The following is a 24,467-nucleotide window of genomic DNA, read 5'->3' as shown; positions in this document are numbered from 1 at the left end:
GGTGTCCGGTGTCGCCGGATACCCTGTCCCCGTGCAGGAACTCCATGACGCTCCCCTCGCCCCCCTGACCACGCTCCGCATCGGCGGCCCGGCCGGGCGGCTGGTGACGGCGACGACCGACGACGAGGTCGTCGCCGTCGTCCGCGCGGCCGACCAGGCGGGCGAGCCGCTGCTGGTGCTCGGCGGCGGCAGCAACCTGGTGATCGGGGACGAGGGCGTCCCCGGTACCGTCCTGCGCATCGCCACCAAGGGCTTCGCCCTCGACGGCACCACGCTGGAACTGGCCGCCGGCGAGGTCTGGTCCGACGTCGTCGACACCGCCGTGCTGGAGCACGGCCTGGCCGGCATCGAGTTCCTGGCCGGGATCCCGGGTTCGGCCGGTGCCACACCAGTGCAGAACGTCGGCGCCTACGGCCAGGAGGTCTCCCAGACCATCACCGAGGTCGTCGCCTACGACCGCCGGGCCGGGGAGACGGTCACGGTCTCCGCCGAGGACTGCGCCTTCGCCTACCGGCACAGTCGCTTCAAGGCCGAGCCGGACCGCTGGGTGGTGCTGCGGGTCCGCTTCGCACTGGAGGACGCCGACGGCATGTCGACGCCGGTCCGCTACGCCGAGACGGCGCGCACCATGGGCGTCGAGCAGGGGGACCGGGTGGAACTGCGCGCGGCCCGCGAGGCGGTGCTGAAGCTGCGCAGCGGCAAGGGCATGGTGCTGGACCCGGAAGACCACGACACCTGGTCGGCGGGCTCGTTCTTCACCAACCCGATCCTGACGCAGGCCGAGCACGAGGCCTTCCTGGCCCGGGTCGCCGAGCGGCTGGGGGCGGACGTCCAGGCACCGGCGTACCCGGCGGGGCCGGGGCACGTGAAGACCTCGGCCGCCTGGCTGATCGACAAGGCCGGCTTCACCAAGGGCTACGGCACCGGCCCGGCCCGCCTCTCCAGCAAGCACACCCTCGCCCTGACCAACCGCGGCACCGCCACCGCGGCGGACCTCCTCGCGCTGGCACGCGAGATCCAGGCCGGGGTGGCGAACGCCTTCGGCGTGACGCTCGTCAACGAGCCGGTGATGGTCGGGGTCTCGCTCTGAGACCCCGAGCCATGAGTGGTGTCAGGCGTCGCGGCTGAGGAGCAGCGCGTAGGCGCCGGCCAGGGCGACGGCTGTGGCAGCTCCCAGGTACACGAGCATGTCTGTTGCCGTCGGGCCGGTGTCCTGCACCATCTCGCCGTACTGGTACAGCAGGCCGCTGATGAACGAGTAGTTCATCAGCTTCTCGCCGATGTTGCCTCCGACGAGGATCGCCATCACGAAGGGCACGAAGATCAGGCCCAACATGATCACGATGGCCGGGGCGGAGCGCTTCAGCATGGTGCCGAGGGCGAAGGAGAACATCGTCACCAGCGAGAGGTAGAGCCCCGAGCGGAACGCGGTGTCGATGGTCGTCCCCGTGGAGACCGAGTCGCCGAAGTTGCCGGGGAGGATCGCGTGTGACACCAGCAGGCTGAAGGCGCTCAGCGCAATCCCGGTGACCAGTGACCCGAAGAACAGCATCAGCACTTTCGCGGTCAGCACGCGCCCTCGGCGCGGACAGGCGATGAGTGTGTTACGGATCATGCCCGAGGAGTACTCGGCCGCGATCACCATCACGCCGAGCGGTGCGTACAGCAGCAGCGCGATGATGCCACCGTAGCCCGAGTCGGACATGAACTGGCTTCTCGCGACCTCCTCCAACCCGCTGTAATGCGAGGAGAGCAGGAAGTCGAAGACGGGCATCGACAGCGTGGCGCAGATCAGCAGCCACAGCGTCGACCGGGTGGTCCAGAGCTTGGTCGACTCCGACACGAGGGCGTGCAGCAGGTTCGGGCGCTCAGCGGCCCCGGCCATGCCGGGAGTGCGCGCGGGCTGGACCGGCGGCTGACCCGGGAACTGTCCCGGCATCTGCCCCTGCCCCGGCATCTGGCCCTGCGGTGGCGTTTGGCCCTGCGGTGGGAAACCGGGCTGCGGTGCGTAGCCGGACTGCGGCGGGAAGCCGGGCTGCGGTGCGTAGCCGGGCGCGGGGGCGGGTGCGCCCTGCGGCGGGTACGTCGGGGGGTACGGCTGCGACACGCTCATCCCTCGCTCTTCGTCGCATAGGGGTTGACCTGCTGCGGCTGGTACTGCGGCTGCTGGGCGGGACCGCCCGCGGTGGGCGGGAACCCGTAGCCGGGCGGCGCGGCTTGCGGAGCCTGAGCCGGCTGACCGTACGGGACGGGTTGGCCCGGTGTGGGCCCGTAGCCCATGGGCGGGGGCGCCTGCATGCCCGCCGGCGCCTGCATGGCCCCCGGCTGCGGGTAGCCCGGGCCTGCGCCCTGCGGCACGGCCCCCGGCCCGGACGCGCGGTACTCGACCGCGTGCTGGGTCATCCGCATGTACGCCTCCTCCAAGGAGGCCTGCTGCGGCGAGAGTTCGAGCAGGCGGATGCCCTGTGCGTGGGCCAGCTCGCTGATCCGGTTGGCCTCCAGCCCCGTGACCTTCAGCGAACCGTCCGGGTTCGGCTGGGCGTTGCCGCCCGCCGCCGAGAGCACGCCCACCAGGCGGGCGGAGTCCTCCGGCGGGGTGCGGACGCCGACATAACCCGACGAATACTGCTGGATGAAGCCCTGCAGGCTCATGTCGGCCAGCAGCTTGCCCTGACCGATGATGACCAGGTGGTCGGCGGTCAGCGCCATCTCGCTCATCAGGTGGCTGGAGACGAAGACCGTGCGGCCTTCCGAGGCCCAGCTGCGTATCAGTTGGCGCACCCAGAGCACGCCCTCCGGGTCGAGACCGTTGACCGGCTCGTCCAGCATCAGCACCTGCGGGTCACCCAGCAGTGCGGCGGCGATGCCGAGCCGCTGGCCCATACCGAGCGAGAAGCCCCCCGCGCGCCGCCCGCCCACCTCCTGCAGGCCTACCTGAGCCAGTACCTCGTCCACCCGGCGGCTCGGCAGCCCGCTGAGCCTGGCGAGGCTGAGCAGGTTCGCCCGTGCGCTGCGGCCGGGGTGCATCGACTTGGCGTCGAGCAGCGCGCCCACGGTCCGTGCCGGATTGGCGAGTTGTTTGAACGGCTGGCCGCCGACGGTGACGCCTCCGGAGCTCGGTGAGTCAAGTCCCAGGATCATGCGCATCGTTGTGGACTTCCCGGAGCCGTTGGGCCCGAGGAATCCGGTGACGATACCGGGGCGAACCTGGAAACTGAGGTTGTCGACGGCTGTTTTGGCGCCGTAGCGCTTGGTCAGGCCGCGCGCCTCGATCATGGATACTCCTGCTGCACGGGCGACATTCGGTCATGTCCATCCCATCACGAACAGACGACGGAATGTCACCCCAAGCCGCAGGTACCGCACTTGACGGAGGCGGCCTACCCGGCCGGGGCCTCCAGCCAGCCGTCCACCCCGGCCAGCAACCGGCCCTGGACCGGCTCCGGCGCCAGCGAACCGCGGATGCTCTGGCGGGCCAGCTCGGCCAACTCCTCGTCGGTGAAACCGTGGTGCTCGCGCGCCAGTTCGTACTGCTCGGCCAGACGCGAGCCGAAGAGCAGCGGGTCGTCCGCGCCGAGCGCCATCGGCACGCCCGCGTCGAAGAGCCTGCGCAGCGGCACGTCCTGCGGGTGCTCGTAGACGCCCAGCGCGACGTTGGACGCCGGACACACCTCGCAGGTGATCCGGTCCTCGGCGAGGCGACGCAGCAGCGCCGGGCTCTCCGCGGCGCGGACGCCGTGGCCCACCCGGCCCGCGCCCAGGTCGTCCAGGCACGACCGGATGCTCGAGGGCCCGGCCAACTCCCCGCCGTGCGGGGCTGCCAGCAGCCCGGCGTCGGTGGCGATCCGGAAGGCGCGGTCGAAGTCGCGCGCGAGCCCGCGCCGTTCGTCGTTGGAGAGACCGAAGCCGACCACGCCCTGGTCGGCGTAGCGGACGGCGAGGCGGGCCAGGGTACGGGCGTCCAGCGGGTGCTTCATGCGGTTGGCGGCGACCAGGACCCGGATGCCGACCCCGGACATCCGCGAGGCCTGGTCGACGGCGTCAAGTACCAGCTCCAGCGCGGGGATCAGGCCACCCAGCCGCGGCGCGTAGGAGGTCGGGTCGACCTGGATCTCCAGCCACCCCGAGCCGTCGGCACGCTCGTCCTCCGCGGCCTCGTGCACCAGCCGCCGGATGTCCTCCTCGTCCCGGAGCACGGAGCGGGCGGAGTCGTACAGCCGCTGGAACCGGAACCAACCCCGCTCGTCCGTCGCCCGCAGTTGGGGCGGCTCCCCGGAGCTGAGCGCCTCCGGCAGACGGACGCCGTGCTTGTCGGCGAGCTCCATCAGGGTGGCGGGGCGCATGGAGCCGGTGAAGTGCAGGTGCAGATGGGCCTTGGGCAGCAGACGCAGATCGCGCTGCGCGGGCTCGGTGACGGGACGGGACGGGGCAAGGACCTGTTCCATCCACAGATCCTCGCGCATCGACGGGGCGGAAGGGAAACAACAATTTCCGGCCCCCCGATCGAGTGATCTTTGGGCAAGAGACAAGGGAGAGGTGGAAAGCGTCAGGGGCGCGGGGCTCTGCTTTGCCGCGCCACGCGCCACGCGGCCACGCGGCGGAGCCGCAGATCAGCAGAGCCCGCGCCCCTGAGTAGTGCAACCACCTGAGAGAGCGACTACTGCGCCTCGGCGAGCAGCTTCTGCACGCGGGTCACGCCCTCGACGAGGTCCTCGTCGCCCAGTGCGTAGCTGAGTCGGAGGTAGCCCGGGGTGCCGAAGGCTTCGCCCGGGACGACCGCGACCTCGACCTCGTCCAGGATCAGCGCGGCGAGCTCGGCGGACGTGGCCGGGCGACGGCCACGGATCGCCTTGCCCAGCAGGCCCTTGACCGACGGGTAGGCGTAGAACGCGCCCTCCGGCTCGGGGCAGACCACGCCGGGGATCTCGTTCAGCATCGAGACGATCGTGCGACGGCGCCGGTCGAAGGCGACCTTCATCTCGTCGACCGCGGTCAGGTCACCCGCGACGGCGGCCAGTGCCGCACGCTGGGCGACGTTGCTGACGTTGGAGGTGGCGTGCGACTGCAGGTTGGTGGCCGCCTTGATGACGTCCTTGGGGCCGATCACCCACCCGACCCGCCAGCCGGTCATCGCGTAGGTCTTGGCCACGCCGTTGACCACGATGCACTTGTCGGCCAGCTCCGGCACCGCCACCGGCAGCGAGACGAACTCCGCGTCGCCGTAGACCAGGTGCTCGTAGATCTCGTCCGTCAGCACCCACAGGCCGTGCTCGGCCGCCCAGCGGCCGACCGCCTCGACCTCGGCGCGGGTGTAGACCGCGCCCGTCGGGTTGGAGGGGGAGACGAAGAGCAGCACCTTGGTGTTCTCCGTGCGCGCGGCCTCCAACTGCTCGACGGAGACCTTGTAGCCGGTGGTCTCGTCGGCCACGACGACGACCGGGGCACCGCCCGCGAGCTGGATCGACTCGGGGTAGGTGGTCCAGTACGGCGCGGGCACGATCACCTCGTCGCCCGGGTCGAGGATCGCGGCGAAGGCCTCGTAGATGGCCTGCTTGCCACCGTTGGTGACCAGGATCTGGGAGGGCTCCACGGACCAGCCGGAGTCGCGCAGCGTCTTGTCGACGATCGCCTGCTTGAGCTCGGGCAGGCCGCCGGCCGGGGTGTAGCGGTGGTTCTTCGGGTCGCGGCAGGCGTCGACCGCGACCTGGACGATGTAGTCCGGCGTCGGGAAGTCGGGCTCGCCGGCGCCGAAGCCGATCACCGGGCGGCCGGCGGCCTTGAGGGCCTTGGCCTTGGCGTCCACGGCGAGGGTGGCCGACTCGGCGATGGCGCCGATCCGGGCCGAGACCCGGCGGTCGGCGGGACGGATGCTGGGGTCAGGGGAGACAGCGCTCATGACTGCATGCTTGCAGACGCCGGGAGAGGGGGCCCAGGCATTCCGCGATGCGACCCGAACGAGTTCGGCACGCGGGACCCACGCGATACCCACGGGGTACTCGGCGGTACTCATTCGACGCGCACGCCGTGTCCCCTCTACACTCAACCCTCGTTGGAAGCCCACCGACGGCGCGGGCCCGGCAGCGAACCTGCCGACCGTCCGATGCTGTAGGTTGGTCACCGCGAGTTCGCTACACGGACTCCAAAGGGTCGTAGCTCAATTGGTAGAGCACCGGTCTCCAAAACCGGTTGTTGGGGGTTCAAGTCCCTCCGGCCCTGCTGTCCGCCCTGTCGGAAACTTCGTACAGGCGGTACCGTCAGCAGTGCAATCAGGGGCCCCGTGGTTCACGGGTGCCCCTATGGGTACCCGATTTCAGGTGAGGGACTAGTGACGGAGACCGTAGGCTCCACCGCCACACCTGAGAGTGGTTCGGGTGGCTCCGGCGACGAGGATCTCTCCCGTCGTGACCGGAAGCGTGCTCGCAAGTCCGCCGACCCTGAGGGTAAGGGCGGCCGGGGCCGCGAGAAGCGCCCGAACGTCTTTGCGCGCAGCGCGCGTCTCTACCGCCAGATCATCGCGGAACTGCGCAAGGTCGTCTGGCCGACCCGCAACGAGCTGACCTCCTACACCTCGGTGGTCATCGTCTTCGTGCTGGTGATCATGGCGCTGGTCTACGGCCTCGACACCGGCTTCGTGAAGCTCGCCTCGATCCTCTTCGGCTGAGCTGAGCCGAGCTGGTCGGAGTTGAGCCGAGTCGGCTCTTTCGGCCCGACCGCGCGTCCTCACAGTCCCGGCGTCGCACCTCTCCGCTGGCTTGCTCCGCGCCCCGACCCGAGCTGTCCGGGCGCTCCGCTAACGTTGAGTCGGTATCGTGGAATCCACCGACCGTTCACAAGCAGGAAGAAGCAGCCAACGTGTCTGAGTCCCACTCGTACGACGCCGCTGAGGCCCAGGAGGCCGAAGAGCAGGCGTGGGGCGACGACTCCGCCGAGGAGATCGTCGACAACGCCGATTCCGACGTCGACGAGAACGAGGCTGCCGAGGAAGCGGCCGGCCGCTCCGCGGAGGAGGAGGCCATGAGCGTCGTCACCGGCGACGAGTCCTCCGCCACGGAGGCCTTCGAGGAGGCGTCCGCCGCGGTCACCGAAGAGGACGGCGTCGACATCGACCCCGTGGTCGCCTTCCGTGAGGAGCTGCGCACGGCGCCGGGCGAGTGGTACGTGATCCACACCTACGCCGGCTACGAGAACCGGGTGAAGGCCAACCTGGAGCAGCGCGCCGTCTCGCTGAACGTCGAGGACTACATCTACCAGGCCGAGGTGCCGCAGGAAGAGGTCGTCCAGATCAAGAACGGCGACCGCAAGACGATCCGCCAGAACAAGCTCCCCGGCTACGTGCTGGTGCGCATGGACCTGACGAACGAGTCCTGGGGCGTCGTCCGCAACACCCCCGGCGTCACCGGCTTCGTCGGCAACGCCTACGACCCGTACCCGCTGACGCTGGACGAGGTCGTCAAGATGCTCGCCCCCGACGTCGAGCGCGCCGCCGCCAAGGAGGCCGGCAAGCCGAGCCCGGTCCGTCCGAGCGAGGTCCAGGTCCTCGACTTCGAGGTCGGCGACTCGGTCACCGTCACCGACGGTCCGTTCGCCACGCTGCAGGCCACCATCAACGAGATCAACCCGGACTCGAAGAAGGTCAAGGGCCTCGTCGAGATCTTCGGTCGCGAGACGCCGGTCGAGCTCTCCTTCGACCAGATCGCCAAGAACGACTGACGTCCGACTCACGTCGTCCGACGGCCCCGCGCCCCTCACTGAGGGGTGCGGGGCCGTCCGGATTTCGGGCTGGGCGGGGTCTCGGTCTATCCTGGTTGGATGTGTGTGCAGTGCGGGCCGGCTTTCTGAGCCCCCGCCGAAGCCACACGGTTATCCAAGGCCCCGCTGGTGCGCTGTCGCGCGCCGGTCGGGAACACCTCTCGTAAGGACCCGGAGAGAGCATGCCTCCCAAGAAGAAGAAGGTCACGGGGCTTATCAAGCTCCAGATCAACGCTGGTGCGGCCAACCCCGCGCCGCCCGTCGGCCCGGCCCTGGGTCAGCACGGCGTCAACATCATGGAGTTCTGCAAGGCCTACAACGCGGCCACCGAGTCGCAGCGTGGCATGGTGATCCCGGTGGAGATCACGGTCTATGAGGACCGCTCCTTCACCTTCATCACCAAGACTCCGCCGGCCGCCAAGCTGATCCTCAAGGCTGCGGGCGTGGAGAAGGGCTCCGGCGAGCCGCACAAGACCAAGGTCGCCAAGATCACGGCTGCCCAGGTCCGTGAGATCGCCACCACCAAGATGCCCGACCTGAACGCCAACGACATCGAGATGGCCTCGCGCATCATCGCGGGTACCGCTCGTTCGATGGGCATCACCGTCGAGGGCTGAACCCCTCGGTAGAGCTTTTCCCGTGGTAGGGCCGGGCGCGGCCCGTCACAACCACGACTCCACGCCAAGAGATATTCAGTAGGAGCAGCAGTGAAGCGCAGCAAGGCTCTGACTGCCGCGGACGCAAAGATCGACCGCGAGCGTCTGTACGCCCCCCTCGAGGCCCTCCGCCTCGCCAAGGAGACCTCCACCACCAAGTTCGACTCGACCGTCGAGGTCGCCATGCGCCTGGGTGTCGACCCGCGCAAGGCCGACCAGATGGTCCGCAGCACCGTCAACCTTCCGCACGGCACCGGCAAGACCGCCCGGGTCCTGGTCTTCGCGACCGGTGACCGTGCCGCGGCTGCGGAGGCTGCGGGCGCCGACATCGTCGGTGCCGACGAGCTGATCGACGAGGTCGCCAAGGGTCGCCTGGACTTCGACGCCGTCGTCGCCACCCCGGACCTCATGGGCAAGGTCGGCCGCCTGGGCCGCGTGCTCGGTCCGCGTGGTCTGATGCCGAACCCGAAGACCGGCACCGTCACCGTCGACGTGGCGAAGGCTGTCACCGAGATCAAGGGCGGCAAGATCGAGTTCCGCGTCGACAAGCACTCGAACCTGCACCTGATCATCGGCAAGACGTCGTTCGACACCGAGAAGCTGGTCGAGAACTACGCCGCGGCGATGGAGGAGGTCCTCCGGGCCAAGCCGTCCGCCGCCAAGGGCCGCTACATCAAGAAGATCGCCATCAGCACCACGATGGGCCCCGGCATCCAGGTCGACCCGAACCGCACGCGCAACCTCCTCGTCGAGGAGGACCCCGCGTCGGTCTGACGACCGAGCGAGGGACGAGCGAGGGCGGCAAGACGCCGCATCAAGCTCAGCGTCGGTCTGAGTCACCTCAGCCACGTAGGTCTGTAACGGGCCGGTACCAGCTCCTAACGGAGTGGGTACCGGCCCGTCGCTGTTTGTAGGCGCAGGAGTAACGTCTGCCCGGCACAGTTGAAAATCAGGGGAGGGACCCTCAATGCGCCACACCCGTACGCTCGTAGCCGCCACCACGGTTGCCCTCGCGCTGGTCGGCGTGTCCGCCTGCAGCGCGGCGAAGCAGGCCGCAGGCGGTGTCGTGGCCGGTGCCGGGCAGGCCGTGCAGACTGTCGCCGACGCCATGTCGCTGACGACCAAGGCCACGCAGCAGTACACCTCGGTCAGGATGCAGCTGAACGAACACATGACCGCCGAAGGTACGTCCGTGACCGTCACCGCGAACGGCCAGACGTCCTGGAAGCCCGCGGCTGTGAACCTGACGATGATGATGCCGAAGACGGCCACGACGCCTGCTGGCGCGGTGCACATGCTGCTCTCCGGCACCACCATGTATATGGGGTACAGCGGCTCTGCTCCGGCCGCGTTCAAGGGCAAGCACTGGATGAAGTTGGACTTCTCCCAGGACCCGGCTCTGGCGTCCGTGTACAACCAGAGCAACGGCCAGGACCCGGCCACCCAGGTGGCGCTCTTCACATCCTCGCCCGACATCAAGCGGGTCGGTCCGGAGACGGTCGATGGTGTTGCGACGACCCACTACTCCGGCACAGCGGACATGGCCAAACTCGCGACGGCCGAGAACCCGCAGCTCAAGTCGCTGGCCAGCAAGATGGCCGGGAGCGGCATCGGCACTGTCAACCTGGACTTCTGGGTCAATGCGCAGAACCTGCCGGTGCGCATGGTCGAGTCCACCCCTGCCTCTTCCTCGGTCGCGCTCACGGCCACGGTGGACTACTCCGACTACAGCACCGCGCCGGTCACGGTCACCCCACCGCCCGCGTCGGACACGGTGGACATGAGCTCCCTGCTGAACGGCGCCGGGCTCGGATCGGGCTCCAGTTCCTGAATTCCGCCGACCGCCCGGAGGGCGATTTGCCCCCCGGGCGGTCGGTCACGTAGTCTTCGAACCAAGCCACTGACCGCTGGTTGTCCCCGTGTGCCCGCAAGGGTGCCGAGGACCGAAGGATCCGCACAGCGAATGCTGCGGACGGCCCGCGCAGGTTGATTCGAGGACATTCGTCCCGACCGCTCCGCCGCGTTCCGCGCAGCGTAGAGCTGTTGGTCCGAGCCCCGTGCGCCTGCGCCGGGGCTCGTCGTAGTTTTCGGGACTTCGCCCTTCTCCTTCCGGCGGACATGCGCTTGGCAGGTCGACTCACTGGTCGGCCCCGCATCGACATCACGGAAGGAGGCGTAAGCCTATGGCAAGGCCCGACAAGGCTGCCGCCGTCGCCGAGCTCACGGACAAGTTCCGCGGTTCGAACGCGGCCGTGCTGACCGAGTACCGCGGTCTGACCGTGGCGCAGCTGAAGACGCTGCGTCGCTCGCTCGGCGCTAACGCCCAGTACGCCGTGGTGAAGAACACGCTGACCAAGATCGCGGCCAACGAGGCCGGGATCACCACGCTGGACGACCAGTTCAACGGTCCGACGGCGGTTGCCTTCGTCACCGGTGACCCGGTGGAGTCGGCCAAGGCTCTGCGTGACTTCGCCAAGGAGAACCCGGCGCTCGTCATCAAGGGCGGTGTGCTTGACGGCAAGCCGCTCACGGGTGACGAGATCAAGAAGCTCGCGGACCTCGAGTCCCGCGAGGTGCTGCTCTCCAAGCTCGCCGGCGCCATGAAGGCCAAGCAGTCCTCGGCTGCTGCGCTCTTCCAGGCACTGCCGTCGAAGCTTGTTCGCACCGTCGAGGCGCTGCGCGCCAAGGTGGAGGAGCAGGGCGGTGCCGGTACGCCGGCCCCCGCCGTCGAGGACGAGGCTCCCGCCGCGGAGTAATCCGTTCTCGCAGCGGGCCGTGCACGCCCGCCGTTCATTACATCCGGCACCAGCCGACTTAGTGGAAGGACGCCAAGATCATGGCGAAGCTCAGCCAGGACGACCTGCTCGCGCAGTTCGAGGAGATGACCCTCATCGAGCTCTCCGAGTTCGTGAAGGCTTTCGAGGAGAAGTTCGACGTCACCGCTGCCGCCCCGGCCGCCGTTGCCGTCGTTGGTGGCCCGGGTGCCCCGGCCGCCGAGGCTGCTGAGGAGAAGGACGAGTTCGACGTCATCCTCACCGGCGCCGGCGAGAAGAAGATCCAGGTCATCAAGGTCGTGCGCGAGCTGACCTCCCTGGGCCTCAAGGAGGCCAAGGACCTGGTCGACGGTACGCCGAAGCCGGTTCTGGAGAAGGCCACCAAGGAGGCCGCTGAGAAGGCCGCCGAGTCCCTCAAGGCCGCTGGCGCGTCCGTCGAGGTCAAGTAAGACCTTTCGGACCTTCTGGTCCGAGCGGGCTGAGTCCCCAGGGACTCAGGCCCGAGCGCTCTGAGACAGGGGCGATCACTCTTCCGAGTGATCGCCCCTGTTTCTTTTTGTCCGAGGTGACGTCGTTTCAGTCCATCCGGCGTAGCGGTGCTCCCGGTTGTCAGTCGAGGCGAGTAAGGTGATCGACGTTGCGAGAGCCCGTGGGGACACGGGCGGGAGCTGGGCGGAACCAGGGAGCGAGCAGCGGTGATGTCGGTGCGTAACCGAGCCGGACACCCGCACGCCCTTGACGAACGGCACGCGGCGCGCAATTCTCAGGACGCGAGGTCTTGAGTGAGTAGGCAGCACGAGGCATGGATTCGCGTCGTGGTGGGAAGCATCCATCACGTGACGCAGTGACCGCCCTCTGTGGACGGATGTGGCTGCCCCGGGAGGGGTCGGCCCGCGAAGTTGGGAGTTCGACGATTCGGTCTCCGAATCCGGACTGGACAGCAGTGCAGCCGTTGGCTACACTGTCCCTTTGCGCTGCCTTTTAGCTGCTCCGTGACTCGTCGCCCGGAGTCTGCGCTGCCCTGACCAGGGGTGGCACCCCGCCCGCGCACCGCCTCCGACCAGGCCGAACGGCTTGGTCTCGGAGTTGGTGCGAGAGCGCGGATGCTACCCGTGCGAGGGGCGGGCCCGGTACGCGCGTAGTGAGTCCGAGCCCTCGGAAGGACCCCCTCTTGGCCGCCTCGCGCAACGCCTCGAACACCTCCGCATCCACCGCACCGCTCCGCATTTCCTTCGCGAAGATCAAGGAGCCCCTCGAGGTTCCGAACCTTCTGGCACTCCAGACCGAGAGCTTTGACTGGCTCCTCGGCAATGCCGCGTGGAAGGCGCGAGTGGAGAACGCACTCGCCGACGGTCACAACGTCCCGACCAAGTCCGGCCTGGAGGAGATCTTCGAGGAGATCTCCCCGATCGAGGACTTCTCGGGGTCGATGTCGCTGACCTTCCGCGACCACCGTTTCGAGCCCCCGAAGAACTCGATCGACGAGTGCAAGGACCGCGACTTCACGTACGCGGCCCCGCTCTTCGTCACCGCCGAGTTCACCAACAACGAGACTGGTGAGATCAAGTCCCAGACGGTCTTCATGGGTGACTTCCCCCTGATGACCAACAAGGGCACCTTCGTCATCAACGGCACCGAGCGTGTCGTCGTGTCCCAGCTGGTCCGCTCCCCCGGCGTGTACTTCGACACGACCCTGGACAAGACCTCGGACAAGGACATCTACTCCGCCAAGGTCATCCCGTCCCGTGGTGCCTGGCTGGAGATGGAGATCGACAAGCGCGACATGGTCGGTGTGCGCATCGACCGTAAGCGCAAGCAGTCGATCACTGTTCTGCTCAAGGCCCTCGGTTGGACCTCCGAGCAGATTCTGGAGGAGTTCGGCCAGTACGAGTCGATGCGGGCCACCCTGGAGAAGGACCACACCCAGGGCCAGGACGACGCGCTGCTCGACATCTACCGCAAGCTGCGTCCTGGCGAGCCGCCGACCCGCGAGGCCGCGCAGACGCTGTTGGAGAACCTCTACTTCAACCCGAAGCGCTACGACCTCGCCAAGGTCGGCCGGTACAAGATCAACAAGAAGCTGGGCGTCGGCCAGGGTCTCGACTCCGGCGTGCTGACCGTCGACGACATCATCGCGACGATCAAGTACCTGGTCGCCCTGCACGCCGGTGAGACCGAGCAGCAGGCGCCGAACGGCTCGACGATCGTCATCGAGGACGACGACATCGACCACTTCGGCAACCGCCGTCTGCGCAACGTCGGCGAGCTGATCCAGAACCAGGTCCGTACGGGTCTCGCCCGTATGGAGCGTGTCGTGCGCGAGCGCATGACCACCCAGGACGTCGAGGCGATCACGCCGCAGACCCTGATCAACATCCGGCCGGTCGTCGCCTCCATCAAGGAGTTCTTCGGCACCAGCCAGCTGTCCCAGTTCATGGACCAGACGAACCCGCTGTCGGGTCTGACCCACAAGCGTCGTCTGTCCGCGCTGGGCCCCGGTGGTCTCTCCCGTGAGCGTGCCGGCTTCGAGGTCCGTGACGTGCACCCGTCCCACTACGGACGCATGTGCCCGATCGAGACCCCGGAAGGCCCGAACATCGGTCTGATCGGTTCGCTCGCCTCCTACGGCCGGGTCAACGCCTTCGGCTTCGTGGAGACGCCGTACCGTCGCGTCGTCGAGGGTGTCGTCACCGACGACCTCGACTACCTGACCGCCGACGAGGAGGACCGCTTCGTCATCGCGCAGGCCAACGCGCCGCTGACGGACGACAACCACTTCGCCGAGGCCCGTGTCCTGGTCCGTCGCCGTGGCGGCGAGATCGACTACATCCCCGGTGTCGAGATCGACTACATGGATGTCTCGCCGCGCCAGATGGTGTCGGTCGCGACCGCCATGATCCCGTTCCTCGAGCACGACGACGCCAACCGTGCGCTCATGGGCTCGAACATGATGCGTCAGGCCGTCCCGCTGCTGAAGAGCGAGTCGCCGCTGGTCGGCACCGGCATGGAGTACCGCGCCGCGGTCGACGCCGCCGACGTCATCTCCGCCGAGAAGGACGGCGTGGTCCAGGAGGTCTCCGCGGACTACGTCACGGTCGCCAACGACGACGGCACCTACACCACCTACCGGGTCGCCAAGTTCACCCGCTCCAACCAGGGCACGGCCTTCAACCAGAAGGTCATCGTGGACGAGGGCGCCCGCGTGATCGCCGGCCAGGTGCTGGCCGACGGTCCCTGCACCGACGAGGGCGAGATGGCCCTCGGCAAGAACCTGCTCGTGGCGTTCATGCCGTGGGAGGGTCACAACTACGAGGACGCGATCATCCTGTCGCAGCGCCTCGTGCAGGACGACGTCCTCTCCTCGATCCACATCGAGGAGCACGAGGTCGACGCCCGTGACACCAAGCTCGGCCCCGAGGAGATCACCCGGGACATCCCGAACGTCTCCGAGGAGGTCCTGGCGGACCTGGACGAGCGCGGCATCATCCGCATCGGTGCCGATGTCACCACCGGTGACATCCTCGTCGGCAAGGTCACGCCGAAGGGTGAGACCGAGCTGACGCCGGAGGAGCGCCTGCTGCGCGCGATCTTCGGTGAGAAGGCCCGTGAGGTCCGTGACACCTCGCTGAAGGTCCCGCACGGTGAGTCCGGCAAGGTCATCGGCGTGCGCGTCTTCGACCGCGAGGAGGGCGACGAGCTGCCCCCGGGCGTGAACCAGCTGGTCCGCGTCTACGTGGCACAGAAGCGCAAGATCACCAACGGTGACAAGCTCGCCGGCCGCCACGGCAACAAGGGCGTCATCTCCAAGATCCTGCCGGTCGAGGACATGCCGTTCCTGGAGGACGGCACCCCGGTCGACATCGTGCTCAACCCCCTCGGTGTCCCGTCCCGAATGAACCCGGGACAGGTGCTGGAGACCCACCTCGGCTGGCTCGCCAAGACCGGCTGGGACGTCTCGGGCATCGCCGAGGAGTGGGCCCGTCGTCTGCAGAAGATCGGCGCCGACACGGCGGAGCCGGGCACCAACCTGGCCACCCCGGTCTTCGACGGCGCCCGCGAGGACGAGATCACCGGCATGCTGGACAACACCACGCTCACCCGTGACGGTGAGCGCCTGGTGAACTCCACCGGCAAGGCCCGGCTGTTCGACGGCCGCTCCGGCGAGCCGTTCCCGATGCCGATCTCGATCGGCTACATGTACATCCTCAAGCTGCACCACCTGGTCGACGACAAGCTGCACGCCCGTTCGACCGGTCCGTACTCGATGATCACCCAGCAGCCGCTGGGTGGTAAGGCGCAGTTCGGTGGTCAGCGCTTCGGTGAGATGGAGGTGTGGGCCCTCGAGGCCTACGGCGCCGCGTACGCCCTCCAGGAACTCCTCACCATCAAGTCCGACGACGTCCTCGGCCGCGTGAAGGTCTACGAGGCCATCGTCAAGGGCGAGAACATCCCCGAGCCCGGCATCCCCGAGTCCTTCAAGGTCCTCATCAAGGAGATGCAGTCGCTCTGCCTGAACGTGGAGGTGCTGTCGTCCGACGGTATGTCCATCGAGATGCGTGACTCCGACGAGGACGTGTTCCGCGCCGCGGAGGAGCTCGGTATCGACCTGTCCCGGCGCGAGCCGAGCAGCGTCGAAGAGGTCTGACAGGGGGGTTGGGCCGACCTCCACACAAGCAAGGTCGGCCCGCCGCCCCCAGGCCCCCCTTTCAGACCAGACAGACGTTTTCGACCCCCGCCCCGCCTTCTGGGGTGACGAAAGGGATTGACGAGAGTGCTCGACGTCAACTTCTTCGATGAGCTGCGAATCGGCCTGGCCACCGCTGACGACATCCGTCAGTGGTCCCACGGCGAGGTCAAGAAGCCCGAGACCATCAACTACCGCACCCTCAAGCCGGAAAAGGACGGGCTCTTCTGCGAGAAGATCTTCGGCCCCACCCGGGACTGGGAGTGCTACTGCGGTAAGTACAAGCGCGTCCGCTTCAAGGGCATCATCTGTGAGCGCTGCGGCGTCGAGGTCACTCGCGCCAAGGTGCGTCGTGAGCGGATGGGCCACATCGAGCTGGCCGCCCCCGTCACCCACATCTGGTACTTCAAGGGCGTTCCTTCGCGCCTCGGCTACCTCCTGGACCTTGCTCCCAAGGACCTGGAGAAGGTCATCTACTTCGCCGCCTACATGATCACGTGGGTGGACGAGGAGCGCCGCACCCGTGACCTGCCCTCCCTGGAGGCCCAGGTCTCCGTGGAGCGCCAGCAGATCGAGCAGCGCCGCGACTCCGACCTGGAGTCCCGCGCCAAGAAGCTCGAGGCCGACCTGGCCGAGCTGGAGGCCGAGGGTGCCAAGGCCGACGTGCGCCGCAAGGTGCGCGAGGGCGCCGAGCGCGAGATGAAGCAGCTGCGCGACCGCAACCAGCGTGAGCTGGACCGCCTCGACGAGGTGTGGGCGCGCTTCAAGTCCCTCAAGGTCCAGGACCTCGAGGGCGACGAGCTGCTCTACCGCGAGCTGCGCGACCGCTTCGGCACCTACTTCATGGGTTCCATGGGTGCCGCGGCGCTGCAGAAGCGCCTCGAGTCCTTCGACCTGGAGGAGGAGGCCGAGAAGCTCCGCGAGATCATCAAGACGGGCAAGGGTCAGAAGAAGACCCGCGCCCTGAAGCGTCTCAAGGTCGTCTCCGCCTTCCTGCAGACCAACAACAAGCCGGCCGGCATGGTGCTGGACTGCGTCCCGGTCATCCCGCCGGACCTGCGTCCGATGGTGCAGCTGGACGGTGGCCGCTTCGCGACCTCCGACCTGAACGACCTGTACCGCCGCGTCATCAACCGCAACAACCGCCTGAAGCGGCTTCTCGACCTCGGCGCGCCCGAGATCATCGTCAACAACGAGAAGCGCATGCTCCAGGAGGCCGTGGACTCGCTGTTCGACAACGGCCGTCGTGGCCGTCCGGTCACCGGTCCGGGCAACCGCCCGCTGAAGTCCCTCAGCGACATGCTGAAGGGCAAGCAGGGTCGTTTCCGTCAGAACCTGCTCGGCAAGCGCGTCGACTACTCGGCCCGTTCGGTCATCGTCGTCGGCCCGCAGCTCAAGCTGCACCAGTGCGGTCTGCCGAAGGCCATGGCGCTGGAGCTCTTCAAGCCGTTCGTGATGAAGCGCCTGGTCGACCTGAACCACGCGCAGAACATCAAGTCGGCCAAGCGCATGGTCGAGCGTGCCCGTCCGGTCGTGTGGGACGTGCTCGAAGAGGTCATCGCCGAGCACCCGGTTCTGCTGAACCGTGCGCCGACGCTGCACCGCCTCGGCATCCAGGCCTTCGAGCCGCAGCTGGTCGAGGGCAAGGCCATCCAGATCCACCCGCTCGTCTGCACCGCGTTCAACGCGGACTTCGACGGTGACCAGATGGCCGTCCACCTGCCGCTCTCCGCGGAGGCGCAGGCCGAGGCCCGCATCCTGATGCTGTCCTCGAACAACATCCTCAAGCCGGCTGACGGTCGCCCGGTCACCATGCCGACGCAGGACATGGTGCTGGGTCTGTTCTTCCTGACCAGCGACCGCGACCTGGACACGCTCAAGGGCGTCGGCCGTGCCTTCGGCCAGACCTCGGAGGCCATCATGGCCTTCGACTCCCGCGAGCTGGACCTGCAGGCCCCGATCGACCTGCGTCTGCCCGCCGGCACGGTTCCGCCGCGCGGCTGGACGCCGCCGGTCGACGAGGACGGCAAGCCGACCTGGTCGGAGGGCGACCCGCTGCGTCTGCGGACGACCCTGGGCCGCGCGCTCTTCAACGAGCTGCTGCCCGAGGACTACCCGTTCGTCGACTACGAGATCGGCAAGAAGCAGCTCTCGGCGATCGTCAACGACCTGGCCGAGCGCTACCCCAAGGTCACCGTCGCGGCGACCCTGGACAACCTCAAGGCCGCCGGTTTCCACTGGGCGACCCGCTCCGGCGTCACGGTGTCCATCTCGGACGTCGTCGTGCCGCCGAGCAAGCCGCAGATCCTCGAGGGCTACGAGGCTCAGGCCGAGAAGGTCCAGAAGCAGTACGAGCGCGGTCTGATCACCCGTGACGAGCGCCAGCAGGAGCTCGTCGCGATCTGGACCAAGGCGACCAACGAGGTTGCCGAGGCCATGAACGAGAACTTCCCGAAGACGAACCCCATCTTCATGATGGTCGACTCGGGTGCTCGTGGAAACATGATGCAGATGCGTCAGATCGCCGGTATGCGTGGTCTGGTGTCGAACGCCAAGAACGAGACGATCGCGCGACCCATCAAGGCGTCGTTCCGTGAGGGTCTCTCCGTGCTGGAGTACTTCATCTCCACCCACGGTGCCCGTAAGGGTCTGGCCGACACCGCCCTGCGTACCGCCGACTCCGGCTACCTCACCCGTCGTCTGGTCGACGTCTCCCAGGACGTCATCATTCGCGAGGAGGACTGCCAGACGGAGCGCGGTCTCAAGCTGCCGATCGCCACGGTGGGCGCCGACGGCACCCTCCGCAAGGTCGACAACGTCGAGACCAGCGTCTACGCCCGCACGCTGTCCGAGGACGTCGTGGTGGACGGTCAGGTCGTGGCCCCGGCCGGGGTCGACCTGGGCGACGTCATGATCGACGAGCTGGTCCGCCTGGGCGTCTCCGAGGTCAAGATCCGCTCGATCCTGACCTGTGAGTCCGCCGTCGGCACCTGCGCCATGTGCTACGGCCGCTCGCTGGCCACCGGCAAGCTGGTCGACATCGGTGAGGCGGTCGGCATCATCGCCGCCCAGTCCATCGGTGAGCCCGGCACCCAGCTGACGATGCGTACCTTCCACACCGGTGGTGTGGCCGGTGACGACATCACCCAGGGTCTGCCGCGTGTCGTCGAGCTCTTCGAGGCCCGTAACCCGCGTGGTGTGGCCCCGATCTCCGAGGCCGCCGGCCGCGTGCGGATCGAGGACACCGAGAAGACCCGCAAGATCGTCGTCACCCCGGACGACGGCAGCGACGAGATCGCCTACCCGATCTCCAAGCGCGTCAAGATGCTGGTCGAGGAGGGTTCCGCGGTCACCGTCGGCGAGAAGCTGACGGCCGGCACGATCAACCCCCACGACGTGCTGCGCATCATGGGTCAGCGCGCGGTGCAGGTGCACCTGGTGGAGGAAGTCCAGAAGGTCTACAACTCCCAGGGTGTGTCCATCCACGACAAGCACATCGAGATCATCATCCGGCAGATGCTCCGCCGTGTGACGATCATCGAGTCGGGCGACGCCGAGCTGCTCCCGGGCGAGCTCGTCGAGCGCGGTCGCTTCGAGGTCGAGAACCGTCGTGTGGTCTCCGAGAGCGGTCACCCCGCCTCCGGCCGTCCGCAGCTGATGGGTATCACCAAGGCCTCGCTGGCCACCGAGTCCTGGCTGTCGGCCGCCTCCTTCCAGGAGACGACCAGGGTCCTGACGGACGCGGCGATCCACGCCAAGTCCGACCCGCTGCTGGGCCTCAAGGAGAACGTCATCCTCGGTAAGCTCATCCCGGCCGGTACGGGCCTGCCCCGCTACCGCAACATCCGGGTCGAGCCGACCGAAGAGGCGAAGGCCGCGATGTACTCCGCCGTCGGCTACGACGACATGGACTACTCGCCCTTCGGCGCCGGCTCCGGCCAGGCCGTCCCGCTGGACGACTACGACTACGGCCCGTACACGGGCTGATAGTTACTGACGCAAGGCCCGGCTCCCCGAAAGGGGGGCCGGGCCTTCGTCGTTCCGCCGGGGGCGGGTGGGGGAGCGTGGGGGAGGGTGGCTATTCGCGCAGTTCCTCGCGCCCCCGACGGTGCAACTGGGCCCTGTCGGCCGCCTCGCGGCCCTGGGTCCAGCCGTCGAGGTCGGAGACGCGGATGGAGCGGCCCTTCTTCAGTGACGGGAAGAGCGCCGTGGTGCGGTGCTCCACGGCCTCCTGGCGGGCCGCCAGGACCGGGAGGAGGTCGCCGGTGCCCGGCTCCGCCGCCGCTTCCTCCTGCGCCTGCGCGGTCGCCGCGCTGAGCCGCTCGCGGATGCGGGAGGCGTAGGAGACCAGGAAGGACTGCCGAAAGGCCTTGCTGCGGCCGCGCTGTTGGACCTTCGCGCTGTTCATCGCGGTGACCGCCTGGACCAGCAGCGAGGTGTACAGCAGCTCCACCGCGTCCAGGTCCGCGTCGAAGCCGACGACCGTGCAGAAGCCGTTGGCCTTGTCCCAGACCGAGCGGGCGCGGTTGGCGTCCGCGACCGCGTCCAGCAGCAGGGCCTTGGCGGACTCGTACGGGTTGTCGATACCGATCCGGATCGCACCGGGCAGCGTGCGGGCACCGCTGCGCGCGGCGAGCAGGGCCTCGTCGATGCTGTGACGGGCCATCAACTCCTGTGCCTTGGCGGTGAATGCCTCCGCCTCCTCGGCGTACTCGGTGGACTCCGCCTTGGCCAGCAGCGCCCGGATCCGGGCCAGCAGTCTGGGCTCGCCCGGGACGGGCTCGGTGAGCGTTGTGACTGCGGCGTGAACGCTGCCGCCCGCCGGGACGGGGCCGATCCCGGTGAGCCGGGGGAGCCAGGACCAGAGCCGCACCAGCTCCAGCAGTGCGGTCAGCGCCGAGAAGCGGTCCAGGCGGTGACGCCCGGCCACCTCCTCCAGCCAGGCGTCCTCGGGCCCCTGCCAGGTGCTCGCCTCCAGCTCGCGCAGCTGCTCCGTCCAGCGGCGGTCCAGGGTCGCCTGCGGGTAGCGCCGCGCCTCGGCTGCGACCAGCGCCACGGCGAAGGTCAGATGCACGGACCCGAGCTCGCGTCGCACCACGCGCACGGCGTCGGCCGGACGCCAGTGGTTGCGCCAGAGCGTTCCGAGCAGGGTCTCCCCGTGGCTCAGCAGCGCACGGTCGACACCGGCGCGCAGGGTGGTCTGTGCGGCCAGCAGGGACGCGGCGTCCTCCACGGCGCGTTCGCTCTGCGCGGGCGTCGCGCCGGTCGCCAGGGCGGTCGCGCGGGCGACGAGCTCGACGGGGGAGGGGGAGTGGTCACGCATGACTCCAAGTGTGCACGGCCCGCTCAGACAGCCCGTTCCCGGCCGTTCCCAGCCGTGCGGGAAGGTGCGGGACCGTGCGGGACGCTGCCGGATGGGGAGAAAGCATCCCCAGTCGGGCGCCAGGGGTGTGTCAACTCACGTCCGACGAGCTGTTCTTGGATCGTGTCCGGGCTCAGTGCAAGTCCTGCGCGTGCATATGGCAAGCTTTGGCCCGCCCGTCCGTAGTGATCATCTTCGAGCACGAAGCGAGCATGCGTCATGGCCGACCGCCCCGTGATAACCAGAACCCACCGCCGACTCATCATCGCGGTGGGCGTCGGCGCGTTCATCATCGCCGGGATCGGCTTCGCCGGTTCGTACTCGGCCGTTCGCGTGCTGGCCACACACAAGGGCTTCGGCCTGTTCGCCTGGGTCTTCCCGATCGGGGTCGACGTCGGCATCGCCGTGCTGCTCGCCCTGGACCTGGTGCTGACCTGGCTGCGGATCCCGTTCCCGCTGCTGCGGCAGGCGGCCTGGGTGCTGACCACCGGGACGATCGTCTTCAACGCGGCCACCTCGTTCGGCGACCCGCTCGCCATGTCGATGCACGCGATCATCCCGCTCCTCTTCATCGTCATCGTCGAGGCGGCGCGCCACGCGGTGGGCCGGATCGCCGACATCACGGCCGACCGGTACATGGAGTCGGTCCGCCTGATCCGCTGGATCCTCTCGCCGGTGCCGACCTTCCGGCTGTGGCGCCGGATGAAGCTGTGGGAGCTGCGCTCCTACGACGAGGTCGTGCGACTGGAGCAGACCCGCCTGGTCTACCGGACGCATCTGCGCGCCCAGTACGGCCGTGCCTGGCGCTACCGGGCGCCGCTGGAGATGCTGCTGCCGCTCAAGCTGGCCCGCTACGGCGTGCCGCTCGACCTGGACGTGGTCCGGCCCAGAGACCAGGACGCCCCTGCGCTGGAGGCCCCGGTCGCCCACAACCAGCCGCATCCGCAGCCGGTCCAGCAGCACGCCCAGGCCGCGCAGCACGGCCGCCCCGACGCGTTGCTGAAGCCGCCCGCGCAGCACGGCCCGTTCGCCCAGGCCCAGCAGCCGGCACAGCCGGCACAGCCGCAGCAACCGGCACAGGCCCAGCAGCAGGCGCAGGCGCCGCAGGCGAGCCCGCAGCAGCAGCCGTACCCGCAGCAGCAGCACGCGCCGCAGACGGGGCCGCAGCCCGCCCAGCAGCCCGCGCAGCCCCAGCAGCCGCTGCACCCGCAGGCGGGCGTCCAGGCCGCCCGTGCGCAGGCCGCGCCACCCGTCAACCAGCTCGCGCTCAACGCGCTGAACACCGTCGTCCGCAGCCGCCACCGGCGGCCGCTCGGTGACCCGGACGGCACGGCCGAGCTGTCCGACGGCGCGGAGCCTGAGGGAAACCCCATCGCCGACCAGTCCACCCGCGGGATCGGCTGGCTGCCCAACCAGCAGCCGCCGATGCCGAACCCCGGCCCGGACGCCTGGTTCTCCCGGCAGAACGAGCCGGAGGACCTCGACCTCTTCGTCTCCGCCTTGGTCAACTACCTGGACGCGCACGGGCAGGAGCCCGGTCCGGAGCAGCTGAGCGAGTACCTTGTGAACCAGTACGGAGCCCAGGTCGCCCCGGCGCTGCTGGACCGGCACTGGGGTGAACTCCGCCGCCGCTACGCCGAGCGGGTCGAGAGCAGCTCCTGACGGCCATCCGGTGCCTGCCACGGTGGGTGAGGGACTGTCACAACTGCGCGACAGTCCACGCCGGGTGGCCCCGGCACCGTGCGGGGCCGCCGTTCGTCTTGCACTATGAAGCTGCGGGTCCCCCCGCCGAAGGCAGGGGGAGGGAGCCGGTGGTCGATCCAGCGGGAGGGGCGCAGTGTCGATGAACCAGCCGATGGGTCCGTGGCAGTACCGTCAGCCGGCACAGCCTGCGCGTCCGGCGCCGGCGCCGCCGGTCGTGATGGTGCCTGCCGCGCCGATGGCGGTGGCAGGGCTGCCGCAGTCCGCGATGCGGGCCGCGCAGGCGGACCGGGAGCGGACGGTCGACGTGCTGAAGGCCGCCTTCGCCGAGGGCCGGTTGAGCAGCGAGGAGTACAGCGACCGCGTCGGCGCGGCGCAGAGCGCCCAGACGTACGGCCAACTGGCCGCGCTGGTACAGGATCTGCCGGTCGGCCCGATGCCGACGCCGATGAGCAGCCCGCTGCCGTCCGCGTTCACGGCGCCGCCCGCCCTGCCGTACGCGTACCCGGGGCCGCCGCAGGCCTACGCCCCGCCTTACTGGCCGCCGCGGCCCAGGCGGACCAACGGGGCGGCGGTGGCCTCGCTGCTGCTCGGCCTGGCTCAGGTCTTCACCATGGGGTTGACCGGTCTTCCGGCCCTGATCACGGGAATTGTGGCCAAAACCCAGCTGCGCGACCAGCGCCAGGAAGGCTCGGGCATGGCGACAGCCGGTATTGTCCTCGGCAGCATGGGCACGGCCCTCTGGGTCCTGCTGATCGTCCTCGGCGTCAGCCACCCCTGACTCACGACCGACTCGCCTCGACTGCGCGGCTCCGCCGGCCGCCCCGACCTGCAGCGTCCGCCGTGCCCCACCTGTCTCCGACACGACCCGGTTCACCCGTTCGGCCCAACGGCTTGACAGTGCCGCCAAGGGCCCACAGGCATTGGTTTTGACCCGCGCCCAACCGCTGGGTACGCTCTGACCTTGTGCCTGGGGTGTCCCCGGGTCTCTCGCGCGTGCGTGCAGTCAGGCCGCCGCGCATGGGATACCGCGCTTCCACACATCCGAGCTGTCTATCGCTCGGTGTATGTGCAGGACGTCCGACACACCCGACCGCGTGGGTCGGGGAGTCGGTGAGACGCACCAGGTTAGTTTCACGCAGCCTTGGCACAAAGAATCGGAGAAACGGTGCCTACGATCCAGCAGCTGGTCCGAAAGGGCCGGCAGGACAAGGTCGAGAAGAACAAGACGCCCGCACTGAAGGGAAGCCCTCAGCGCCGCGGCGTCTGCACGCGCGTCTACACGACCACCCCCAAGAAGCCGAACTCGGCTCTGCGTAAGGTCGCGCGTGTGCGTCTGACCAGCGGGATCGAGGTCACCGCTTACATTCCGGGTGAGGGTCACAACCTGCAGGAGCACTCCATCGTGCTCGTGCGCGGCGGTCGTGTGAAGGACCTGCCGGGTGTGCGCTACAAGATCATCCGCGGCTCCCTTGACACCCAGGGTGTCAAGAACCGCAAGCAGGCCCGCAGCCGCTACGGCGCCAAGAAGGAGAAGTAAA

General features: G+C 68.6%; 18 protein-coding genes and 1 tRNA gene. 14 read left to right on the top strand and 5 right to left on the bottom strand.

Annotated features, from left to right (window positions below):
* The first annotated feature begins 31 nt into the window (after window positions 1–31).
* The gene (locus ABH928_RS21560; RefSeq protein WP_370068887.1) at window positions 32–1,090 is read left to right on the top strand and encodes a UDP-N-acetylmuramate dehydrogenase; all 1,059 of its coding nucleotides are present in this window, start codon (window positions 32–34) and stop codon (window positions 1,088–1,090) included.
* Window positions 1,091–1,111: 21 nt separating this feature from the next.
* On the opposite strand, the gene ABH928_RS21555 is transcribed toward ABH928_RS21560, so the two are convergent.
* The 4 genes from ABH928_RS21555 to ABH928_RS21540 form a co-directional block, all read right to left on the bottom strand.
* Window positions 1,112–2,113 carry an ABC transporter permease gene (locus ABH928_RS21555; protein ID WP_370068885.1) on the bottom strand — a complete coding sequence of 334 codons (1,002 nt, stop codon included), beginning with the start codon at window positions 2,111–2,113 and terminating at the stop codon, window positions 1,112–1,114.
* Window positions 2,110–3,276 (bottom strand): ABC transporter ATP-binding protein, encoded by a 1,167-nt coding sequence (locus ABH928_RS21550; protein WP_370068882.1) that lies wholly within the window; start codon window positions 3,274–3,276, stop codon window positions 2,110–2,112. The genes ABH928_RS21555 and ABH928_RS21550 overlap by 4 nt, the downstream gene beginning before the upstream one ends.
* Before the next feature lie 104 nt (window positions 3,277–3,380).
* Window positions 3,381–4,445 (bottom strand): adenosine deaminase, encoded by a 1,065-nt coding sequence (locus ABH928_RS21545; protein WP_370068880.1) that lies wholly within the window; start codon window positions 4,443–4,445, stop codon window positions 3,381–3,383.
* 212 nt (window positions 4,446–4,657) lie between these two features.
* Window positions 4,658–5,896: a pyridoxal phosphate-dependent aminotransferase gene (locus ABH928_RS21540; RefSeq protein ID WP_370068878.1), complete on the bottom strand. Its 1,239-nt coding sequence runs from the start codon at window positions 5,894–5,896 to the stop codon at window positions 4,658–4,660.
* A gap of 247 nt (window positions 5,897–6,143) precedes the next feature.
* Between ABH928_RS21540 and ABH928_RS21535 the strand changes: the two genes are divergently transcribed.
* The 10 genes from ABH928_RS21535 to ABH928_RS21490 all read left to right on the top strand — a co-directional run bounded on the left by ABH928_RS21535 (window position 6,144) and on the right by ABH928_RS21490 (window position 19,850).
* Window positions 6,144–6,216 (top strand) — tRNA-Trp (locus tag ABH928_RS21535).
* A 109-nt stretch (window positions 6,217–6,325) separates the two neighbouring features.
* Entirely contained in the window at window positions 6,326–6,661 is a 336-nt protein-coding gene (gene secE, locus ABH928_RS21530) for a preprotein translocase subunit SecE (RefSeq protein WP_370068876.1), read from the top strand.
* A 191-nt stretch (window positions 6,662–6,852) separates the two neighbouring features.
* Complete coding sequence (gene nusG / locus ABH928_RS21525) at window positions 6,853–7,710, top strand: transcription termination/antitermination protein NusG (RefSeq protein ID WP_370068874.1); 858 nt, start codon at window positions 6,853–6,855, stop codon at window positions 7,708–7,710.
* 221 nt (window positions 7,711–7,931) lie between these two features.
* The gene (rplK, locus tag ABH928_RS21520; protein WP_370068872.1) at window positions 7,932–8,366 is read left to right on the top strand and encodes a 50S ribosomal protein L11; all 435 of its coding nucleotides are present in this window, start codon (window positions 7,932–7,934) and stop codon (window positions 8,364–8,366) included.
* 90 nt (window positions 8,367–8,456) lie between these two features.
* A complete protein-coding gene (gene rplA / locus ABH928_RS21515; RefSeq protein WP_370068870.1) occupies window positions 8,457–9,179 on the top strand; it encodes a 50S ribosomal protein L1 in 723 nt (240 codons plus the stop codon).
* 193 nt (window positions 9,180–9,372) lie between these two features.
* Window positions 9,373–10,236 carry a hypothetical protein gene (locus ABH928_RS21510; protein WP_370068868.1) on the top strand — a complete coding sequence of 288 codons (864 nt, stop codon included), beginning with the start codon at window positions 9,373–9,375 and terminating at the stop codon, window positions 10,234–10,236.
* A 352-nt stretch (window positions 10,237–10,588) separates the two neighbouring features.
* Complete coding sequence (gene rplJ / locus ABH928_RS21505) at window positions 10,589–11,161, top strand: 50S ribosomal protein L10 (RefSeq protein ID WP_196193133.1); 573 nt, start codon at window positions 10,589–10,591, stop codon at window positions 11,159–11,161.
* An 80-nt stretch (window positions 11,162–11,241) separates the two neighbouring features.
* Window positions 11,242–11,628 carry a 50S ribosomal protein L7/L12 gene (gene rplL, locus ABH928_RS21500; protein ID WP_370068866.1) on the top strand — a complete coding sequence of 129 codons (387 nt, stop codon included), beginning with the start codon at window positions 11,242–11,244 and terminating at the stop codon, window positions 11,626–11,628.
* A 722-nt stretch (window positions 11,629–12,350) separates the two neighbouring features.
* Complete coding sequence (rpoB, locus tag ABH928_RS21495; protein WP_370068864.1) at window positions 12,351–15,824, top strand: DNA-directed RNA polymerase subunit beta; 3,474 nt, start codon at window positions 12,351–12,353, stop codon at window positions 15,822–15,824.
* 126 nt (window positions 15,825–15,950) lie between these two features.
* On the top strand, window positions 15,951–19,850 hold the full coding sequence (locus tag ABH928_RS21490) for a DNA-directed RNA polymerase subunit beta' (protein ID WP_370068862.1): 3,900 nt from the start codon (window positions 15,951–15,953) through the stop codon (window positions 19,848–19,850).
* Between the two features lie 91 nt (window positions 19,851–19,941).
* Here the strand turns inward: ABH928_RS21490 and ABH928_RS21485 are convergent, their stop codons facing one another.
* A complete protein-coding gene (locus ABH928_RS21485; RefSeq protein ID WP_370068860.1) occupies window positions 19,942–21,186 on the bottom strand; it encodes a DUF2786 domain-containing protein in 1,245 nt (414 codons plus the stop codon).
* Window positions 21,187–21,444: 258 nt separating this feature from the next.
* Between ABH928_RS21485 and ABH928_RS21480 the strand changes: the two genes are divergently transcribed.
* The 3 genes from ABH928_RS21480 to rpsL all read left to right on the top strand — a co-directional run bounded on the left by ABH928_RS21480 (window position 21,445) and on the right by rpsL (window position 24,466).
* Entirely contained in the window at window positions 21,445–22,887 is a 1,443-nt protein-coding gene (locus tag ABH928_RS21480; RefSeq protein WP_370068858.1) for a DUF2637 domain-containing protein, read from the top strand.
* A 181-nt stretch (window positions 22,888–23,068) separates the two neighbouring features.
* The gene (locus ABH928_RS21475; RefSeq protein ID WP_370069017.1) at window positions 23,069–23,707 is read left to right on the top strand and encodes a DUF1707 and DUF4190 domain-containing protein; all 639 of its coding nucleotides are present in this window, start codon (window positions 23,069–23,071) and stop codon (window positions 23,705–23,707) included.
* Window positions 23,708–24,094: 387 nt separating this feature from the next.
* Window positions 24,095–24,466: a 30S ribosomal protein S12 gene (rpsL, locus tag ABH928_RS21470; RefSeq protein WP_014144289.1), complete on the top strand. Its 372-nt coding sequence runs from the start codon at window positions 24,095–24,097 to the stop codon at window positions 24,464–24,466.
* The last annotated feature ends 1 nt before the right edge of the window (window position 24,467 follow it).

This window comes from Streptacidiphilus sp. MAP5-3 (genome assembly GCF_041262505.1).
Taxonomy (GTDB): domain Bacteria; phylum Actinomycetota; class Actinomycetes; order Streptomycetales; family Streptomycetaceae; genus Streptacidiphilus.
This window is presented reverse-complemented; position numbering and strand designations above follow the sequence as displayed.